This is a genomic window from Gordonia iterans, assembly GCF_002993285.1.
Taxonomy (GTDB): domain Bacteria; phylum Actinomycetota; class Actinomycetes; order Mycobacteriales; family Mycobacteriaceae; genus Gordonia; species Gordonia iterans.
This window is the reverse complement of sequence record NZ_CP027433.1, coordinates 3,808,581-3,828,280: the sequence shown is the minus strand read 5'-3', so window position 1 is coordinate 3,828,280 and position 19,700 is coordinate 3,808,581. Positions and strand designations below refer to the sequence as shown.

Below are 19,700 nucleotides of genomic sequence, written 5' to 3'. Positions count from 1 at the left end.
GCGCCGGCGCGGATCGCGACCGGGGCGTTCGGCCCGACTTGCCTCGGGCGCACCGCAACTCCGCCACGGCCGATTACGCTGAAGGCATGGCAACGATCTTCACCCGAATCATCAACGGCGAACTGCCGGGCCGCTTCGTCTGGAAGGACGGCCAGTCCGTCGGCATCCTGACCATCAACCCGGTCACGCCGGGGCACGTCCTGGTGATCCCGCGCAAGGAGATCGATCACTGGGAGCAGATCGACACTCCCACCTTCACGCACCTGTCGGACGTCTCGCAGAAGATCGGTCGCGCAGTGAAGCAGGCGTACGACGCCCCCCGCATGGGTCTGCTGATCGCCGGTCTGGAGGTGCCGCACCTGCACATCCACGTGTTCCCTGCGTGGTCGGAGGAGTTGTTCGACCTGCGGGCCGCCGAAACCGATCCCGATCCGGACGTGCTCGACGAGTCGGCCCGCCGCATCCGCGCCTCCCTGCGCGCGATGGGCTATCAGGAGAACGTGCCGGACGAGCCCGCCTCCTGACCGCCGGGTACCCGAGCGTCGCGACGTCGCGGCACCGATGGCGCCCCGATCACCACTGCTCGCGCAGGTTCTCGTTCTTGTTGACCAACTGGGTCTGGGTGACGATGCCGACGACGGCGAGCACCACGTAGATCACCCACCAGTACCAGTGGTCGGAGATGCGAGCGGTCACGTCGGAACGGGTGAACTCGCTGGTCCGGACCACATCGCCGAGGACCATCAGACCGCCGACCATCACTGTGGAACCGGCGAACGCGCTCAGGACGATCAGCAGAATCGTCGGCAGGCGTGCGGCCAGCGTGATCCAGGCCAGCACGACGCCGAGCACCACTCCGACGAGAATGATGAGCCAGTTCCAGTCCACGCCCATGGCGACCATCAGTGCGGTGCCGAGCGCGAAACCGATCGAGGCCATCGCCAGCGTCACGGCCACCACGTAGTACAGGTAGGCGATGAGCGCGAAGGCGAGCGCGACCACCACGCCGACGACCCACCCGAGAACCGTGCTGAGATAGCCGCCGCTGGTGAGCGCCGCGACGATTCCGGCACCCAGATTGAAGCCGACGAAGGCGCCCCAGACGGCGATGACGAACCGCATCGCGGCCACGCCCCAGAAACAGAAGAGCGCGCCGGCCAGCAGCGCCAGGATTCCGATCACCACGTTCGCCATGTGCTGATGGTACGCAGAACCGGGTCGCTGATCGGGTCCGGACGCGCCTGGACTCCATCATCTGGCACAAGGTGATCTCAGCGTCGGACCGGCGATGCGCCGATCACACGGTCTGGTGGATCACCAGTGGGAGGACCGGCCCCGCACCGGCCTCTCGCAGTGCCGCCGCGGCGAGCGTGATCGGCCAGGTCGACGACGTCTCGTCGACCACCAGCAGGACGCTGGGTCCGCCCGGTTCCGGCCCGGTGCCGTCGAGAGCCGGGGGAGGCCCCAGATGATCGCGCCAGTACACGGCTTCGGCCGCGCCGTTGGCCTCGCGGCCCGGCCCGTCGCCGGGTCGGACGGGGTAGTCGTCGCACGGCGCGCGCTTGCCGATGACGCGGAGCCGCTGTGCCAGATCGGCGGCGAGGCCGGTGCCCAAGTCCAGAGCGCAGATCAGTTCCGGGCGGATCCCTGCCCGGCCCCAGTCGGCGAGCACGGTAACGGCGGCCCGAGCCAGCTCGTCGCGCGCGGTCTCGTCTCCCCGTCGCGCCTGATCGAGGGTGTCCCCCCACTGCGGCGCATCCGCGAACGCGAGCACCCGGCCGGGCTCGGCGAGCCGGTTCGCAGGGATCCGGCCGCGGGTGCCGTATGTCCCGCCGGGCCACATCTTGCGGGGTTCGAGGACTTGGGCCTGGCGGCGCAGAGCCGTGGACACGATGCCGAGGACCTCTCGCGGCGCCTTCAGTTGCAGGCCCGGGGTGAGAGTGCCCAGGCAGACGCTGCACCTGCCGCAGTCCTCGGCGCGCGGATCGTCGAGGGCCTGCGTGAGCAGTTTCATCAGGCACGCCCGGCCGCCGATATAGCTGCGCATGATGTCTGCCTCACGGCGCCGCACGCCGAGCACTCCGGCGTAGTGCTCGGCGTCGTGCCGCCAGGGCCTGCCGGTGCGCACCCAGCCGTCCGCGGTGCGTTCCACCGCGCCGTCCACCGCGAGTTGCTTGCACATCAACTCCACTCGCGTGCGCCGCAGGCCGGTCACGGCCTCCAACTGCGGCACACTCACCGGTCCGCCCGCGTCGTCCATCGCGGCCAGCAGCCGCTCCATCCGGTTCGGATCGGGGATGGTCGCGGTGGCGAAGTACTCCCAGACCGACTCGTCCATGCCGGACGCCAGGAGCACGACGACCGCCTCGTCGAGCGCGCGCCCGGCACGGCCCACCTGCTGGTAGTAGGAGACCGGCGACGGCGGCGCGCCGACGTGCACCACGAACCCGAGGTCAGGCTTGTCGAACCCCATGCCCAGCGCCGAGGTGGCCACCAGTGCCTTGACCCGGTTCGCGAGCAGGTCGTCTTCCAGGCGGTGCCGCTCGTCCGCGGAGAGCTGGCCCGTGTACGCGGCGACCGGATAGTCGTCGCCGCGCGCCGCTTTGATCGCGGTCACCAGGCGGTCCGCGTCGGCGACGGTCAGCACGTACACGATCCCCGATCCGGGCAGGACAGGCAGTTGATCGGCGACCCAGCCGTAGCGTTCGAGCGGGGAGAGTCCGTCGATCACGTTGAGGTGCAGTGATTTCCGGGCGAGTGGTCCGCGCAGCACCAGGGTGCGGCCGTCCTCGCCGAGTTGCGCGGCGACGTCGTCGGTGACGCGCTGGTTGGCGGTGGCGGTGGTGGCGAGCACGGAGGTCTGCGGGTTCAGCTGCTGGAGCACGTCCGCCACCCGGCGGTAGTCGGGACGGAAGTCGTGCCCCCAATCGGAGATGGCGTGCGCCTCGTCGATCACCACCAGACCGAGGCGGCCGGCGAGCGCGTCCAGCACCCGTCGCCCGAAGCCCGGATTGGCCAGCCGCTCCGGGGAGACCAGCAGCACGTCGAGCTCGCCGGCGGCCAGATCGGCCTCCACCGCCGACCACTCGTCGATGTTCGACGAATTCACGGTCGCCGCGCGCAATCCGCCCCGGGTCGCGGCGGCCACCTGATCGCGCATCAGTGACAGCAGCGGCGAGACGATGAGGGTCGGACCGCCGCCGGCCGCGCGGATCACCGCGGTGGCGGCCCAGTACACCGCGGACTTGCCCCATCCGGTGGCCTGGACCACCAGCGCGCGGGCGCCCGGTGTCGCCAGGGTGGCGACCGCCGTCTCCTGGTCCGGGCGCAGTCGGGCATCGGGTCCGGCCAGCGCATGGATCACCCGTTCGGCGACCGGGCGGTCCTGCGCGCTGAGGGTGCGGGTTTCCATGTGCACGACCCTATGGGCTGGTGCCGACAGATGCGGCGATGGCTCGGTCATGTCTCTGAGACGCGGCAGCTCGCTCCACGGTTCCCTCGGGTCCGTCGCGGTCGGAGCCGGTGCCCGCATGACGCCCGCGAGTCACAGGAACCTGACAGGGAAGGGGCAGGGGTGTTCCAGCCGCCGGAACGAGGCTGGGCGTCATGACAGCAACCATCGATCCAGAACCCGCGGCGGTGCGCCGCCCGGAGGGGCCCGGCGCGCCGCCGGTGCTCGACGTCGTCGTACCGGTGTACAACGAGCACGAAGACCTCGAAGCGTGCGTGCACCGGCTCCGCGCGTACCTGCACCGACAGGTCCCGTACTCGTCGTGCATCACGATCGCCGACAACGCCAGCACCGATACGACGCCGGTGATCGCCGCGCGGCTGGCCGCCGAGCTCGACGACGTGCGGGTGATCCGCTTGGACGAGAAGGGCCGTGGCCGGGCGCTGAACCGGGCGTGGCTCGCCAGCGACGCGCAGATCGTCGCCTACTGCGATGTCGATCTGTCCACCGACCTCAACGCGCTGATGCCGCTCATCGCGCCCCTGGTCTCCGGGCACTCCGACGTGGCGATCGGCACGCGGCTCGACAGATCGTCGCACGTGATCCGTGGCCCGAAGCGGGAGTTCATCTCGCGCAGCTACAACCTGATCCTGCATGTCGGGCTGCGCACGCACTTCTCCGACGCGCAGTGCGGGTTCAAGGCCATGCGTGCGGACGTCGCGCGAGAACTGCTCCCGCACGTCGCCGACACCGGCTGGTTCTTCGACACCGAACTGCTGGTGCTGGCCGAGCGGATCGGGCTGCGCATCGCCGAGGTCCCGGTCGACTGGGTCGACGACCCCGACAGTTCGGTCGACATCGTGTCCACCGCCCTCGCCGACCTGCGGGGGTGCGTGCGCGTGGGCTGGGCACTGGCCACCGGGCGGCTTCCGGTCGAACGGTTGCGCCGGAACCTGGGCCGTGACCGCGACGACGGCCCCGACCTCGCGGGTGTGCCGCGCGGAATGACGGGACAGGTCGTCCGGTTCGTCACAGTCGGTGTCGCCTCGACCCTTGCGTACGCGCTGCTGTATCTGCTGCTGCACACCCACGTCGGTGCACAGACTGCGAATCTGCTCGCGCTCGCGATCACCGCAGTGCTGAACACCGCGGTCAACCGGCGCTTCACCTTCGGCGTGCGCGGTCGGCGTGGACTCGTCGGCCACCATCTCTTCGGCTGGGGTGTGTTTCTCTTCGGCTGGGCAGTCACCGCCGGGTCGCTCGTGGCGCTGCACGCCGCCGTCGCCGAGTCGAGCCGCGGGCTCGAACTCGCCGTCTTGATTGTCGCGAATCTGGTCGCGACGGCCACACGCTTCGTCGGACTCCGCTGGATCTTTGTGCGGCGCGGTCCGACTCGTTTCGACAGCCGTGAGGAGGCTGCATCATGACTACTGTCGAGCTCTCGCCCGTCTCTGCACAGACCGGAGGTGAGAAGCAAAAAGACGCTGCGCTGCAAGTGAATCGGCGATCCCAGTGGATCGAATGGAGTTCTCTTGCTGTCCTCCTGATCGGCACCCTGGCCGCCTACCTGTGGAATCTCTCCGCGAACGGCTGGGCGAACTCCTTCTACACCGCGGCCATCCAGGCCGGCTCGGAGAGCTGGAAGGCGTGGTTCTTCGGGTCGTCGGACATGGCCAATTCCATCACGGTGGACAAACCGCCTGCGTCGCTGTGGATTCCGGCTCTGTCCGTGCGGGTATTCGGTCTCAACTCGTGGTCGCTCCTGGTCCCGCAGGTGTTGATGGGAGTGGCCTCGGTGTGGCTGCTCTACGTGATCGTCAAGAAGCAGTTCGGGCACTGGGCGGGGATCGGTGCCGGAGCGGTGCTCGCGCTGACTCCGGTGGCCGCCTTGATGTTTCGGTACGACAATCCCGAGGCCCTGCTGATCCTGTTGATGCTCGTCGCCGCCTGGGCGACGACGAAGGGCATCGAGACCGGCCGGTGGCGCTGGGCGCTCTGGGCTGGTGTCGCCGTCGGATTCGGATTCCTGACCAAGCAGTTGCAGGTCTTCCTGATCCTGCCGGCGCTGGCTGTCGCGTTCTTCGCCTTCGCGCCGGGCACCTGGCTGCGCCGGTTCGGGCAGCTGTCGGCAGCTCTGGGAGCGATGATCGTCAGCGCGGGATGGTGGATTCTGACTGTCGAGCTCTGGCCGGCCGACTCGCGCCCGTACATCGGCGGCTCGCAGAACAACTCGATCCTTGAACTGACATTGGGATACAACGGATTCGGGCGTTTGAACGGGAACGAGCGGGGCGCTGTGACACCGGGCGGCGGGGACGCTCACGCGGGTGTCGCGGGAACCGGAGACGGACCGGCCGGAGCCGGGGGAGGCATGTGGGGGGAGACCGGCTTCTGGCGGATGTTCGACGGTGAGCAGGGCGGCCAGATCGCATGGCTGATCCCGACGGCGCTGATCTTCGCGGTGGCCGCTCTGGTCCTGATCGGGCGTGCCGTGCGCACCGACGGCCGTCGTGCGTTCCTCGCGCTGTTCGGCATCTGGATGCTGACCACGATCGCGGTGTTCAGCTACATGCAGGGCATCTTCCACAGCTACTACACCGCGGCCGTCGCACCTGCGCTCGCCGGGTTGCTCGCCGGTGGGGCAGCCGTGTGCTGGAGCGCACGTGACCGGCTGTGGGTGCGGCTCGTCCTCGCCGCAGGTTCGATCACGGCGGCGATCTGGGCATGCGTCCTGCTCGGCCGTTCGGCGGAGTTCGTGCCGTGGCTGCGCTGGGTCGTGCTGGCGGCGGGTGTCCTCGCCGGGCTGGCGCTGATCGTCGTACGCACGGGCGCGGCGGCCCGCGTGGCGGCTGCCTTCGCGATCGTCGCGGCTCTCGCCGGGCCTGCCGCGTACACCGTGGACACCCTGGCCACTCCAGCGCAGGGCTCGATCATCAGCGCAGGCCCGCGCGTGGACGGCGGATCGGGTCCGGGTCGCGGCGGGCCGCCCGGAATGCGCGACGGCGGACGTGACGGATCGGGGCGTGACGGTGGTCGAGGATTCGGTCCGGGCGGGATGCCGCCGGCGGCGCCCGGGAATCCGCCGACCGGGGCCGCTCCCGGTGTCGGGACTGCTCCTCCCGGAACCGGCGGAGACGGTCAGACCGGGCCTTCCTCTCGGACTGCGGGACCCGGCGATGCGGCGGGTGGGCTGCTGCGGGGCTCCGAGCCCAGCGAGCACGTTGTCGCGCTGCTGCGGACCGACGCCGACCGGTTCACCTGGGTCGCCGCCGCGCTCGGATCCAACTCGGCGTCCGGCTTCCAGATCGAGTCCGGGCACGCGGTGATGCCGATCGGCGGGTTCAACGGCACCGATCCCTCGCCCACACTCGAACAGTTCCAGAAGTACGTCGAAGAAGGGAAGATCCACTACTTCATCGCCTCCGGCGGCGGGATGATGGGCGGCGGCCGGGGAGGGAGCGGCACCGCCTCCCAGATCAGCGAGTGGGTCACGGCGAACTTCACCTCGACCACGGTCGACGGCGTCGTGCTCTACGACCTGACCGCGCCCACGAAGTAGTCCGCGGATCGGCTCGATCTGGGGCAGGAGTCCAGCGGATCGGCGCGTCCAGCGCGCCGATCCGCGGACTTCTCGAGTCCGGTCGGGCGAATCCGCGGACTCTTGATGCCTCGTGGCGGCTGAACGCCGTCGCGGCAGTCGGCCAGTGGTCTCGACTTCGCTCGACCAGCGAGGCCGATTAGGCTGGTCGTCGTGCGAGTACTCGTGATCGGCTCGGGCGGCCGCGAACACGCCCTCCTCCTCGGCCTCAAGCGCGACCCGTCGGTCGACGACCTGCATGCCGCGCCGGGCAACGCCGGCACCGCTGCGGTGGCGACCAACCACGCTGTCGACGTCGCCTCGCGCGAGGCCGTCGTGGAGCTGGCGCAGCGGATCAAGCCCGACCTGGTGGTGATCGGCCCCGAGGTGCCGCTGGTGCTGGGAGTCGCCGATGCGCTGCGCGAGGCGGGCTTCCCCACCTTCGGACCGAGTGCCGCCGCCGCCCAGATCGAGGGCTCGAAGGCCTTCGCCAAGGACGTGATGGCCGCCGCCGGTGTGCGCACCGCGCGGGCCGAGGTGGTCGACAACCCCGCCGACCTGGACGCCGCGCTCGACAGGTTCGGCCCCACCTGGGTGGTCAAGGACGACGGTCTGGCCGCGGGCAAGGGCGTGGTGGTGACCGCCGATCGCGCCGCCGCCCGGGCGCACGCCGCGGACTGTCTGGAGCACGGGCACCCGGTGCTTCTGGAGAGCTTCCTCGACGGTCCCGAGGTGTCGCTGTTCTGTCTGGTCGACGGTGAGGACGTGGTGCCGCTGCTGCCGGCGCAGGATCACAAGCGCGTCGGCGACGGCGACCAGGGCCCGAACACCGGCGGCATGGGTGCCTACACGCCGTTGCCGTGGCTTCCGGAGGGGAGCGTCGAGCAGATCGTCGACGAGGTGGTGCGCCCCGTCGCCGTCGAGCTGGCTTCCCGGGGAACACCGTTCTCCGGTCTGCTCTACGCGGGCCTGGCGATGGGCGCCGAGGGGCCGGCCGTGGTGGAGTTCAACTGCCGCTTCGGCGACCCGGAGACGCAGGCGGTGCTCGAGCTTCTGGAGTCCCCCCTCGGTGCGACGCTGCACGCCGTCGCCACCGGATCCCTGGCGGACCTGCCGACGCTCCGCTGGCACGACGGTGCCGCGGTGGTGGTGGTGCTGGCCGCTGAAAACTACCCGGGCACCCCGCGGACCGGCGACACGATCACCGGCGCGACCGGCGAGGGCCTGCTCCACGCGGGAACCAAGATCGACCGTGACGGCGACGTCGTTTCAGCAGGCGGGCGCGTGCTCGGCATCGTCGGCCGCGGCGCCGATCTGCGCGCCGCCCGCGCACAGGCTTACGAACGGCTCGCCGCCGTCCGTCTTCCCGGATCGCATTTCCGCACCGACATCGGTCTGGCCGCCGAAGAAGGACGCATCTCGCTGTAGCGGCGGTCGTCGAGGCATCCGGGCTGCGCGCCTTACCCCGCGCGGCCCGGTGCGACCGCTTCGTGTGAGCGGATTCAGCGCGACGGGTTGACGAGTGCGAGGTTGCGACCGAGAAACTCCACTTGCTCGGGCAGCACCGAACGCCAGTACCGGCTGGTGTGACCACCCGGCGACGTGCCGAACGCAGCCGGCGGGCGCAACGCGGATGCCCACTGCCGCGTGTAGGTGTAGAACTGGTCGGCCGAGCCGATCGAGATCATCACCGGGATCTTGGTGAACAGGTGCTGCTGACCGAACAGCGAGTTGGCGGCGTAGTCGTCGTACGAATCGAATGCGCGCGGCGGGAAGGCGACGGGGTCGGCCCACATCGCCGGCGAACTGACCGCGATCGCGGCGACCCGCGGAGCGCCGACGAGTGCCCCGATACGCAGCGCACCGTAGCCGCCCATCGACCAGCCGAACAGGCCGAAGCGATCGACCTGCACGTCGAGACGGTCGTCCGCGGCGAGCATGGGAAGGAACTCGTTGATGACCATGGCGGCGCCGTCGGTGCCGTCGGCGCGGCGGTGGTAGTAATTGCGGCCGATGTTGGCGCTCGCGAGAGCGAACGGTGTGCCGCCGGACTCGACGTAACTCTGCAGCACGCCCTGCATGTTCAGGCCGCGGCCGAAGATCGTGCTCTCGTCGGTGTTCAGCGCGTGAGCGACGATCACCACCGGCAGGGTTCCGCTGACCCCGATCGGACGGACGGCCGCCCAGCGCACGGGGCCGCCCATCTGGGTGGAGGAAATGGTGCCGGTGACCGGGACCGGCCCGCCGGGAGCGGCGGGCGCATGTTCCTGGGGCGGCAGTTCGTCACCGCCGCCGAGCGGAGGCTCCGGGTCGCTCGGAGTGGAACTCTCGGCGATGCCGCAGGCGGTGAGCGTGGCGAGCGATGCCAGACTGGCGGCACCCTTCAGAAGGTGCCGCCGGCTCGGCCGGTGGTACTGCGCCGTCATCGGCGCGGAGTCCTGCTCACAGAGTATCGATCGCCTTCTGCAGCAGCTGCGTTACTTCGTCGGCGACCTCGGCCAGAGCCGGGTTGTCGTCGACGACGGAGGACATGATCTGCGGGTTCATCGCCTCTACGATAGCGCTTCCGGGCTCGGCGGGATCGCTCCGGACGACGACGTTGCACGGGAGCAGCAGCCCGACCTGCTTGTCCGCGGTCACTGCGCGGTGAGCCATCCCCGGGTTGCAGGCGCCGAGGATCACGTAGTCCTCCAGATCGACGCCGATCTTGGTCTTCAGAGTCGCGGACATGTCGATCTCGGTGAGCACTCCGAAACCCTGGTCGGCGAGAGCGGTGCGGACCCGTTCGATGACCTCCGGGACGCTGCCGGTGGTGCGGGTGGCGAGAGCGAGCTGCATGGTGACCTCCTCGGTCGGACGGTGTGGTGGTCGGGGGTGGTTTCAGGAAAGAGTCAGGAACAGCTTCTCGAGCTGGTCGACGTCGAGGCTCTCGCCGTCGGTCGGCTCGTTGGACAGGCATTCGCGCAGTCCGGTGGCCACGATCTTGAACCCGGCCCGATCGAGGGCGCTGGAGACCGCAGCCAACTGGGTCACGACGTCTTTGCAGTCGCGCCCGTCCTCGATCATGTTGATCACCCCGGCCAACTGGCCGTGCGCGCGGCGCAAGCGGTTGAGGATCGTCGCGGTGGCCTCATCGTTGCCGATCATGGTCTTCCTCTCTGTCGAAGCAGTGTCCATTGTATGCCCGTCGGGGTATTCAGTGCTTGAAGCTCACTTTCGGGAGGAGCCGGTCGAGCCAGCGGGGGCTCCACCACGCGCCGTGGCCGGAGATGCGCAGCATCGCCGGCAGCAGGACCAGCCGGATCAGCACGGCGTCGAGCAGGACCGCGACACCGAGGATGATTCCCATCTCCTTGGGCGGCAGCGGCTCGGCGAGTGCGAAGGAGAAGAACACGGCCACCATCACCGCGGCGGCGGCGAAGATGATCCGGCCGGAGTAGGCCATCGCATCGACCTGCGCCTGGTGCGGATCGTCGTGGTGTTCGTAGTGCTCCTTCGCCGTGGCCAGCAGGAACACGGTGTAGTCCATCGCGATCGCGAAGATCATCGCGAAGAAGAACACCGGGCCCCAGCCGTTCAGGAACCCCTGTGGGTCGAATCCGAGCAGATCGGCGCCGACGCCGTCGCCGAAGATCAGCTTCGCGACGCCGAACGCCGCTGCGGTCGAGAGCAGGCTGACCACGGTGCCGAGCAGAGCGATCACCGGTGCGCGCAGCGCGATGAGCAGCAGGACGAAGCCGAGCGCCAGGATGGTGCCGGCCACCCGCGGGAACCAGGTGTTCAGTGCGTGCTGCAGATCGAGGTTCTCTGCGGACGGGCCGCCGACCAGGACGTCGGCGGGCATCGCGGCGCGCAACGCATCGAGCGTCGCACCCATCGAGTCGTCCGACGGATCGGCCTGGGGCATCACCTGAATCATCGTCAGCCCGGAGCCGTCGGCTGCAGGCGCCGCGGGCAGCACCGCGGCCACATCGGGATTCTGCCGCGCGATCTGCGCGGCGGCCGGAGCCTGGTCTGCGGGCGCGATGACGGTGAGCATCCCGGGTGCGCCCGGCCCCATCTTCTCGGCCACCACGTGATATCCCTGCCGGACAGGAGCATCCTCGGGCACGACGGCGATCGAGGGCATCGCCACCTTGATCCCGACAACCGGCAGGGCGAGTGCGACGAGGATGCCCAGCGCGACGAGCGCCGGCGTCCACGGGTGCCTGTGCAGGAACGAGCCCCATCGATGGAACCACGGTGAGACGCCGGGAGCGGTGTTCGCGGACCCGGCGCCGGCGGTGGTGCTGCGCCGTCCCTTCGCCCAGGGCAGCGAGCCGGCGTTCACCTTCCCGCCGAGCGCGGCCATGGTGGCCGGAAGGAGGGAGAGGCTGGCGGCGAGCACGAACGCCACCGCGAGCATGATGCCGACGGACATGGTCCGGACAGCGGGAGCGGGAACCATGAGTACGGCGGACAGGCTGACCAGCACGGTGATTCCCGACAGCAGGATCGCCTTGCCTGCGGTGTCCATGGTCTCCACGGTCGCGCGCACGGCGGTGCCGCGGTCGTCGGGGTCTTCCCCCTCGCCGACCCGGACGGCGAAGGCTGCCCGGAACCGCGACACCATGAACAGGGCGTAGTCGATGCCCAAGGCGAGGGCGAACATCATCGCGAAGTTCATCGCCCACACCGAGATCGGTGTGACCATGTTCAGCAGCACCAGGGCGCCCGCCGAAGCGACGAGACCGGCGAGGGTCAGCAGCAGCGGGAGGCCGGCGGCCACCAGCGATCCGAAGGCGACGATCATGATCGCCAGCGTGACCGGCCACGAGATCATCTCGGCCTTGATCATCGCGTCCTTGTTGGCCTTGTTGAAATCGCTCCACAGCGCGGACGATCCGGTCGGGTAGACGTCGATTCCGTCGCGGGACAGTCCGGTGATCTCCTGCTTGTTGTCGTCGACGGCCTTGACCATGTCGTCGGTGCTCGCGGCGGCGCCGATGATGGCGATCGCCGTGTGCCCGTCGGGACTTATGGTGCTCCCCGCCTGGGGTTCGATCACGGTGGTGAACCGGGGGTCGCGGCCGGCGATCTGTTTCAGTTCGGCGATCACTCGTGCCTGAGCGGCGGGGTCGAGGGGGTGATCGGGGGAGTCGATCACCACCTGGACCGCAGCGGACGAGTTGCCGCCGAAGTGTTCCTGGGCGAGTTCGCGGACCTGAACCGATTCCGAACCGTTCGCCTGCCAGCCGGCGCCGGCGAGCGAGGAGAACACCGTGGGGGCGACGGCCCCCAGTCCGATGACCAGAACGGCCCAGATCGCGAAGGTCCACCGACGGTGGATCGCCGTCCAGTGGCCGAGTCTGGCGAGCGGTCCGGGCCTGCCCGCGCTGCTCGGGGTGTCCGAGGGCGCCTGTGTGTCGGCGCCGGCGGCGCGTGAACGTCTTTCGGTGGTCATGGGTGTGCTCCGTTCCTTTCCCGGTGGGGCGATCTCCGGCGGCGTGGATGCATCCGCTGGGATCACATACCCGGTGGGGTGTACAAACGATCCTTGCCTGTATACCCCTAGGGGTATCGATCGCGCAACAGGGGGCGCGCGGCTCGTGTCGGCGGCTGTCGCTCGGCGGCGGTCCCGGGCCAGGGCTACACTGAGCCGGTGAAGATTCGCAGGACTCTGGCAGGGGTCGCCGCGCTCGGCGCCGGCCTGGCCGTCTTGGTCGCGCCTGCGGCCCCGGCTCCTGGGGCGACGGACTGCCGATCCGTGTCGATCGCCGAGGCGTTACCGGCGACGACGCCGGTGCTGTCGTGGTCGGAGAACCTCGCCTACGACCGCTCCGGCGCACTCTGGGTCTCCCGCGGTCAGGAGAACGCGATCGAGCGCTACGACACGCACGGCCGCATGACCGGTTCGGTCCGGGTCGAGGCGCCCGGTGCCGTCCGCCTCGGTCCAGACGGCCGCATGTACGCCACCACCGGGACCTCCCCGGAGAATCTCGTGCTCCTGGGCAGGGGAACGGTCGTCTCGTTCGATCCTGAGTCGCCCGGATCGGCTCCGCGAGTCGTGGCGCGTGGGCTGGGCATGCCCAACGGGCTCGCGATCGCCGGCGACGGATCGATGTACGTCGCCGACTCCGCGCTCGGCCTGGTCCGGATCATGCGCGACGGGGTGATCGACCGGGACTGGACCGCCCGCGCCCCGAAGAGCCTTGCGCCGACGACCGTCGCCAACGGAATCGCGCTGAACGGGATAGCGATCCGTGGGAACGACGCGTACGTCGGCTTCACCGAGAGCCTCTCCGGCCGGATCCTGCGCGTTCCGCTGGACCGCCCGGAAGCGGCGACGGCAGCAGTCGACGTCACCGCTCCGCTGCCCGGACTCGTCGACGACCTGGCGTGGCTCGACGACCGGCGGCTGGCTGTGACCACGACCACCGGGCAGGTGGTCGTGACAGATCGGCGGACGGGGGCGCGCTGCACGGTGCAGGCGGGCCGCCCGCTCACCTCCCTCGCCGTGGCGCCCGACGGGAAGTCCGCGGTGGCCGGCACCATCGACGGTGCGGTGCTCCGGCTGCGCGGCGGACCGTTCACCGCGCGGTGACCTTCACCGCGCGGCACCCGCGGAATTCTCTGTCGGCGGCGGCGAGGGCCTAGACTCTGCCACGTGGGAAAACCTGCCATCAGCAACGTCCTCGCCAGCCGCTACGCCTCCGCCGATCTCGCCGAGATCTGGTCGCCGCGCAACAAGATCATCCTCGAGCGCAGACTCTGGATCGCGGTGCTGGCCGCGCAGCGGGAGCTGGGCATCGACGTTCCGGAGTCGGCGATCGCCGACTACGAGGCCGTCGTCGACCGGGTCGACCTCGACTCGATCGCCGAGCGCGAGCGGATCACCCGGCACGACGTGAAGGCGCGGATCGAGGAGTTCAACGCCCTCGCCGGACACGAACAGATCCACAAGGGGATGACCAGCCGCGACCTCACTGAGAACGTGGAGCAGTTGCAGATCCTCAGCTCGCTCCAGTACGTGCGCGGCCACACCGTCGCCCTGCTGGCCCGGATCACCGAGCGCGCGGCGCAGTACACGTCGACCGTGATGGCCGGCCGCAGCCACAACGTCGCCGCCCAGGCCACCACACTCGGCAAGCGCTTCGCCTCGGCTGCCGACGAGCTGATGATCGCGCTCACTCGACTCGACGAGTTGATCGCGCGCTACCCGCTGCGCGGTATCAAGGGCCCGATGGGCACCAGCCAGGACATGCTCGATCTGCTCGACGGCGATGCGGCCAAGCTCGACGCGCTGGAGAACAAGGTGGCCGTTCACCTCGGGTTCGCGAACGCGCTGACCTCCGTCGGGCAGGTCTACCCCCGCTCGCTCGACTACGACGTGGTGTCCGCCCTGGTGCAGCTGGCGGCCGCCCCGAGCTCGCTGGCCACCACCATTCGCCTGATGGCCGGCCACGAGCTGGTCACCGAGGGATTTCAGCCCGGGCAGGTCGGCAGTTCGGCCATGCCGCACAAGATGAACACGCGCAGTTGCGAACGCGTCAACGGCCTCGCGGTGATCCTGCGCGGCTACGCCTCGATGGCCGGTGAACTGGCGGGCGCCCAGTGGAACGAGGGCGACGTCTTCTGCTCGGTGGTGCGGCGCGTGGCCCTGCCGGACGCGTTCTTCGCGTACGACGGATTGCTCGAGACCTTCCTGACCGTGCTCGACGAGTTCGGCGCGTACCCGGCGGTGATCGCCAACGAACTCGACCGCTACCTGCCGTTCCTGGCCACCACCAAGGTGCTGATGGCGGCGGTCCGGGCCGGCGTCGGCCGGGAGACCGCGCACGAGGCCATCAAGGAGAACGCCGTCGCCGTCGCACTCGCCATGCGCGAGGAGGGCCGCGAGCCGGATCTGCTGGATCGGCTGGCCGCCGACGACCGGATCCCGCTGGATCGCGCCGCGCTCGACGGGCTGATCGCCGACAAGTCCGCCTTCGCGGGGGCGGCGGATGCGCAGGTCGCCGACGTCGTCGCCGCGGCCGCGGCGCTGATCGAGGCGGACCCCGACGCCGCCGCCTATCGGCCCGCCCCGATTCTCTGATCCTGGGTCTCCGCTGATCCGGCGCCGTGCGAGGGTCGTCGTGCGTCCGGGTGTGTCCGAGGCCAGGGTGCCCGGCACCCCTGTTTCGGTCTGGCACCGTCCGTCGAGGGTGCCAGACCGAGCCGAAGGTGCCCGGCACCCTCGGGTCGTCCTCGACTCTCGAAAAGAGGCTGCCGCCCCTTTCCGTAAGGTGAGGCACGACGACGGTTGCCGATACCGAGGAGAAGCTGATGACCAGCGCGGCGCGCACAGCCTACGAGACGCTCGAACCCTTCCACGTGCTGGCGTACTTCAACCCCGGCATGGGCGATGCCCTGGCGTCGACGGGCCTGGATCCGCACGCGTTCTACACCGGTGCCCGCGGTGCGCCCCTCGGCGCGTGCGATGCCTCCGTGGTGGCCGCGGCCTTCTACAGCTTCGCACCGGCCCAGATCGAGACGGCCTGGCAGAGCGCTCTGTCGGTCGGTTTGGACGCCGTGGCGCAGGCGCGCAACGCCATGCTCGAGAAGCAGTACCGCGAGATCCTGGGTGCGGTGGCCGACCAGCCGGAGATCGCCGAACTGGCCGACCGATACGGCGAACTGGCAGCGTCCGTGCCGCGCAGTGGACGAGCGCTGGGGGCGGCCTGGGCTGCGGCGGAGGCGCCGGAGACGCCGATTCTGCGCCTCTGGCACCACATCGCCGTCTTGCGTGAGTGGCGGGGCGACAACCACATCGCGACGCTGGTCGTGAACGGTCTCGACGGCATCGACGCGTGCACCTTCCACGAGGCGCAACTGCTCGACCCGTCGGTCGCCCGGCGCAGCCTCGGGAAGCGGATGACCATGCTGACGCGCGGCTGGTCCGACGACGACTGGGAGCAGTCCGTGGAGAGGCTCGTCGCTCGCGGGCTCGTCGAACGGATCGACGCGCCCGAGGGCAAGGTGGCGCACCGCCTCACCCCGGCGGGCGCGGAACTGTACGACGACCTCGAAGCGACGACCGACGCACTCGGCGAGAGGGTGTGGGCGGTCGACGGCGCCGACGCGACGCTCGCCGCCACGCGCCCGCTGGTGAAGGCGGTCATCGACGCGGGCGTGCTCCCGGGGACCCGTAAGAAGTAGCCCGACCGCGCCGACGGGGCGCGGGGTCGTCGCCGATACAGTTGACGTCATGCGTCCTGCACTCTCCGACTACCGGCACATCGCGTCGGGCAAGGTCCGCGACATCTACGAGATCGACGACGACACCCTGCTGCTCGTCACCTCGGACCGGATCTCCGCCTACGACTTCGTCCTGGACTCCCCGATCCCGGACAAGGGCCGGATCCTGACGGCGGCCAGCTTCTTCTGGTTCGACGAGCTCACGGTGCCGAACCACCTGGCCGGCGGACCGACCGACGAGCGGATTCCCGCGGAGCTGGTCGGCCGCTCGATGGTGGTGCGCAAGCTGCCCATGGTGCAGGTGGAGTGCGTGGCCCGCGGGTACCTGACCGGGTCCGGCCTGGTCGACTACCGTGCCACCGGCTCGGTGTGCGGCGTCCAGCTCCCGGCTGGGCTGACCGAAGCCGATCGTCTCCCGCAGCCGATCTTCACCCCGGCCACCAAGGCGGCGCTCGGCGATCACGACGAGAACGTGAGCTTTGAGCACGTGGCGGATCAAGTGGGCGACGACCTCGCTCGCACACTCCGCGATCTGACGCTCGACATCTACTCGCGCGGCGCGGATCTCGCTCTGGATAGAGGGATCATCTTGGCGGACACCAAGTTCGAGTTCGGCCAGGCGGCTGACGGCTCGCTGGTGCTGGCCGACGAGGTGCTCACCCCCGACTCGTCGCGCTATTGGGAGGCGGCCACGTGGAGGCCGGGGGAGGTGCAGCCGAGCTTCGACAAACAGATCGTGCGCAATTGGCTCACCTCGGACGCTTCGGGCTGGGATCGGCACGGATCTACGCCGCCCCCGCCGCTGCCCGAAGACGTCGTCGAGCGCACTCGTGCCCGGTACATCGAGGCCTATGAGCGCATCTCCGGACTCAGCTTCGCCGACTGGCCGGACCGCGCCGATGTCTGAGCCCAAGCCGACGGTGGCGGGGGAGGACCTTTCGACACGGTCCTCGGCTAGCGCCTCGGACCTGCTCAAGGAGCGAGCGGCACAGCCCGTTGAGAGTGAGTCGCTCGTTGAGCGTGTCGAAGCGTCCGGCCCGCTCGTTGAGCGTGTCGAAGCGTCCGGCCCGCTCGTTGAGCGTGTCGAAGCGTCCGAGTCGCTCGTTGAGCCTATCGAAACGTCCGAGCCGCGTGATTCGCTCGTTGAGCTTGTCGAAACGTCCGAGCCACGTGATTCGCTCGTTGAGCTTGTCGAAACGCCGCCCCGCGCCAAGAAGGTCCCCACCCGGCGTGAGTTCCACGGCGACGTCTTCGTCGACCACTACGAGTGGATGCGCGCCAAGGACGATCCGGAGGTGATCGCGTATCTGGAGGCGCAGAACGCGTACACGGAGGTGCAGACGGCTCCCCTGGAGAGCCTTCGGAAGGACATCTTCAACGAGATCCGTTCCCGCACAAAGGAAACCGACATGTCGGTTCCGGTGCGCTCGGGCCGCTACTGGTACTACGTGCGGACCGAGGAGGGGAAGTCTTACGCGATCCGGTGCCGTTGCCCGATTTCCGGCGACGACGACTGGACTCCGCCGGAGATCTCCCCGGAGACTCCGATCGAGGGGGAACAGGTCCTCCTCGACAGCAACGTCGAGGCGGAGGGTCATGAGTACTTCGCGCTCGGCGCGCACTCGGTGAGCCACGACGGCCGGCTGCTGGCCTACAGCACCGACACGGTCGGCGACGAGCGCTACACGCTGCGTATCAAGGATCTGGAAACCGGCGAACTGCTGCCCGACGTGATCACCGGTACCGCGGGCGGCGCCACCTGGTCGAAGGACGGCAGGCACCTGTTCTACCTGACTGTGGACGAGGCGTGGCGGCCGGACACCGTGTGGCGGCACGACGTCGGCGCCGGGAACGGAGTGAGCGGGCCGGATTCGCTCGGCGCCGGGAACGGAGTGAGCGGGCCGGATTCGCTCACCGGTGCGCAGGACGCGAAGGTCTTCCACGAGCCGGACGAGCGATTCTGGGTGGGCTTCGGCGCCACGCACAGTGACGAGTACTTGATGGTCGTCACCGGTTCCAAGCTGACCAGCGAGGTGTTCACGCTCTCGATGGACGATCCGACAGGCGACTTCGTCTCGGTCGCCGGTCGCACCGAGGGGGTCGAGTACAGCGTCGAGCATGCCCGCCTGAACGGCGAGGACTATTTCGTGATCGTGCACAACGGCGAGGTCGACGGGGTCAAGGCGGTCGATTTCGCGGTCGATGCGATGCCGGTGGGCGATCCGTCCGCACGCCGCACGCTGGTCGGGCCGCGACCGTCGTTCCGGATCGAGGATGTGGACTGCTTCGCCGACTACCTGGTCCTCTCGTACCGAGAAGACGCCCTGCCCCGGCTGGCCATCGCGGACCTGCGGGGGCGGACCGGGCTTCCGGGCGCCGGCGACTTCGTCCCGGTGACCTTCGAGCAGGAGCTCTGTTCGGTGGGCCTGGGGGCTAATCCGGAGTGGAACGCTCCCCATCTGCGGCTCGGTTACGCGAGCTTCGTCGAACCGGCGGAGGTGCTCGATCTGGACGTGAGCACCGGTGAACGCACGCTCCTCAAGCGTGCGGTGGTGCTGGGCGACTTCGATCCCGCCGACTACGTCGCGACCAGGGAATGGGCGCTGGCCGCCGACGGCACCCGTATCCCGGTGTCCGTTGTCCGGCGCGCCGACGTGTCGGCGGGGCCGGAAGGCCGGCCGAGCGGACCGATGCCGTTGCTGCTCAACGGGTACGGCGCATACGAGATCAGTTCGGACCCGGGTTTCTCGGTGTCGGCACTCTCCCTGCTCGACCGCGGGGTGGCCGTCGCCACGGCGCATGTGCGAGGCGGTGGCGAGATGGGCCGTGACTGGTACGAGGGCGGCCGTGAGCTGAACAAGCGGAACACCTTCACCGACTTCATCGCCGTCGCGCGCCATCTCGTGGACGCCGGGTGGACCACGCCCGACCAGATGGTCGCCGACGGCGGTTCGGCCGGCGGACTGTTGATGGGCGCGGTGGCGAACATGGCGCCCGAGCTGTTCGGCGGAATCCTCGCCGCGGTGCCTTTCGTGGATCCGCTCACCTCGATCCTGGATCCGACGCTTCCGCTCACTGTGACCGAGTGGGAGGAGTGGGGCGACCCGTTGCACGACGCCGAGGTGTACCACTACATCCGCAAGTACTCGCCGTACGAGAACGTGGCACCCCGCCCCTACCCGGCGATGCTGATTCTGAACTCGCTGCACGACACTCGGGTCTTGTTCACCGAAGCTGCGAAATGGGCTGCGCGACTTCAGGAGGCGACGATGTCGGACAACCCGATCCTGCTCCGTACCGAGATGAACGGCGGTCACGGCGGGCCGTCTGGAAGGTACAAGCAGTGGGAAGAGGCGGCCTTCGAGCTCGCGTGGATCCTCCGCCAGTCCGGGGCCGTCTCGATCTGAGGTCCATGCGTTCCCGGAGAAACGAATGGCGAGCAGAGTACGAGAGAGA

The 19,700-nt window shown here is 69.4% G+C and carries 15 protein-coding genes; 9 read left to right on the top strand and 6 right to left on the bottom strand.

The genetic code is table 11. The features are described from left to right. The first annotated feature begins 86 nt into the window (after positions 1-86). On the top strand, positions 87-524 hold the full coding sequence (locus C6V83_RS17300) for an HIT family protein (RefSeq protein WP_105943458.1): 438 nt from the start codon (positions 87-89) through the stop codon (positions 522-524). Positions 525-573: 49 nt separating this feature from the next. Here C6V83_RS17300 and C6V83_RS17295 read toward each other — a convergent pair whose 3' ends face one another. Beyond that, entirely contained in the window at positions 574-1,194 is a 621-nt protein-coding gene (locus C6V83_RS17295) for a DUF4203 domain-containing protein (RefSeq protein WP_105943457.1), read from the bottom strand. A 103-nt stretch (positions 1,195-1,297) separates the two neighbouring features. Then, complete coding sequence (locus tag C6V83_RS17290) at positions 1,298-3,412, bottom strand: RecQ family ATP-dependent DNA helicase (protein ID WP_105943456.1); 2,115 nt, start codon at positions 3,410-3,412, stop codon at positions 1,298-1,300. 194 nt (positions 3,413-3,606) lie between these two features. Between C6V83_RS17290 and C6V83_RS17285 the strand changes: the two genes are divergently transcribed. From C6V83_RS17285 to purD, 3 genes are all read left to right on the top strand, one after another. Then, positions 3,607-4,878: a glycosyltransferase gene (locus C6V83_RS17285; protein WP_105943455.1), complete on the top strand. Its 1,272-nt coding sequence runs from the start codon at positions 3,607-3,609 to the stop codon at positions 4,876-4,878. After that, positions 4,875-7,010, top strand: coding sequence for an ArnT family glycosyltransferase (locus C6V83_RS17280; protein ID WP_105943454.1), 2,136 nt, complete (start codon positions 4,875-4,877; stop codon positions 7,008-7,010). The genes C6V83_RS17285 and C6V83_RS17280 overlap by 4 nt, the downstream gene beginning before the upstream one ends. 192 nt (positions 7,011-7,202) lie before the next feature. Further along, the gene (gene purD / locus C6V83_RS17275; RefSeq protein WP_199832546.1) at positions 7,203-8,456 is read left to right on the top strand and encodes a phosphoribosylamine--glycine ligase; all 1,254 of its coding nucleotides are present in this window, start codon (positions 7,203-7,205) and stop codon (positions 8,454-8,456) included. 74 nt (positions 8,457-8,530) lie between these two features. Here purD and C6V83_RS17270 read toward each other — a convergent pair whose 3' ends face one another. The 4 genes from C6V83_RS17270 to C6V83_RS17255 are packed head-to-tail and all read right to left on the bottom strand — an operon-like array spanning position 8,531 to position 12,471. Further along, the gene (locus tag C6V83_RS17270; protein WP_105943452.1) at positions 8,531-9,454 is read right to left on the bottom strand and encodes an alpha/beta hydrolase-fold protein; all 924 of its coding nucleotides are present in this window, start codon (positions 9,452-9,454) and stop codon (positions 8,531-8,533) included. A 16-nt stretch (positions 9,455-9,470) separates the two neighbouring features. Next, positions 9,471-9,866 carry a DUF302 domain-containing protein gene (locus C6V83_RS17265; RefSeq protein WP_105943451.1) on the bottom strand — a complete coding sequence of 132 codons (396 nt, stop codon included), beginning with the start codon at positions 9,864-9,866 and terminating at the stop codon, positions 9,471-9,473. A gap of 42 nt (positions 9,867-9,908) precedes the next feature. After that, entirely contained in the window at positions 9,909-10,175 is a 267-nt protein-coding gene (locus C6V83_RS17260) for a metal-sensitive transcriptional regulator (RefSeq protein ID WP_105943450.1), read from the bottom strand. 49 nt (positions 10,176-10,224) lie between these two features. Then, positions 10,225-12,471, bottom strand: a complete 2,247-nt coding sequence (locus C6V83_RS17255; protein WP_105943449.1) for an MMPL family transporter — start codon at positions 12,469-12,471, stop codon at positions 10,225-10,227. Positions 12,472-12,669: 198 nt separating this feature from the next. On the opposite strand from C6V83_RS17255, the gene C6V83_RS17250 reads away from it, so the two are divergent. The 5 genes from C6V83_RS17250 to C6V83_RS17230 all read left to right on the top strand — a co-directional run bounded on the left by C6V83_RS17250 (position 12,670) and on the right by C6V83_RS17230 (position 19,651). After that, complete coding sequence (locus C6V83_RS17250) at positions 12,670-13,611, top strand: SMP-30/gluconolactonase/LRE family protein (protein WP_105943448.1); 942 nt, start codon at positions 12,670-12,672, stop codon at positions 13,609-13,611. A 63-nt stretch (positions 13,612-13,674) separates the two neighbouring features. Then, positions 13,675-15,102, top strand: coding sequence for an adenylosuccinate lyase (purB, locus tag C6V83_RS17245; RefSeq protein WP_105943447.1), 1,428 nt, complete (start codon positions 13,675-13,677; stop codon positions 15,100-15,102). 230 nt (positions 15,103-15,332) lie between these two features. Further along, positions 15,333-16,205: a MarR family winged helix-turn-helix transcriptional regulator gene (locus tag C6V83_RS17240; protein ID WP_105943446.1), complete on the top strand. Its 873-nt coding sequence runs from the start codon at positions 15,333-15,335 to the stop codon at positions 16,203-16,205. A gap of 49 nt (positions 16,206-16,254) precedes the next feature. Next, complete coding sequence (locus C6V83_RS17235) at positions 16,255-17,151, top strand: phosphoribosylaminoimidazolesuccinocarboxamide synthase (RefSeq protein ID WP_105943445.1); 897 nt, start codon at positions 16,255-16,257, stop codon at positions 17,149-17,151. Positions 17,152-17,356: 205 nt separating this feature from the next. Further along, complete coding sequence (locus C6V83_RS17230; RefSeq protein WP_234354015.1) at positions 17,357-19,651, top strand: S9 family peptidase; 2,295 nt, start codon at positions 17,357-17,359, stop codon at positions 19,649-19,651. Positions 19,652-19,700: the final 49 nt, after the last annotated feature.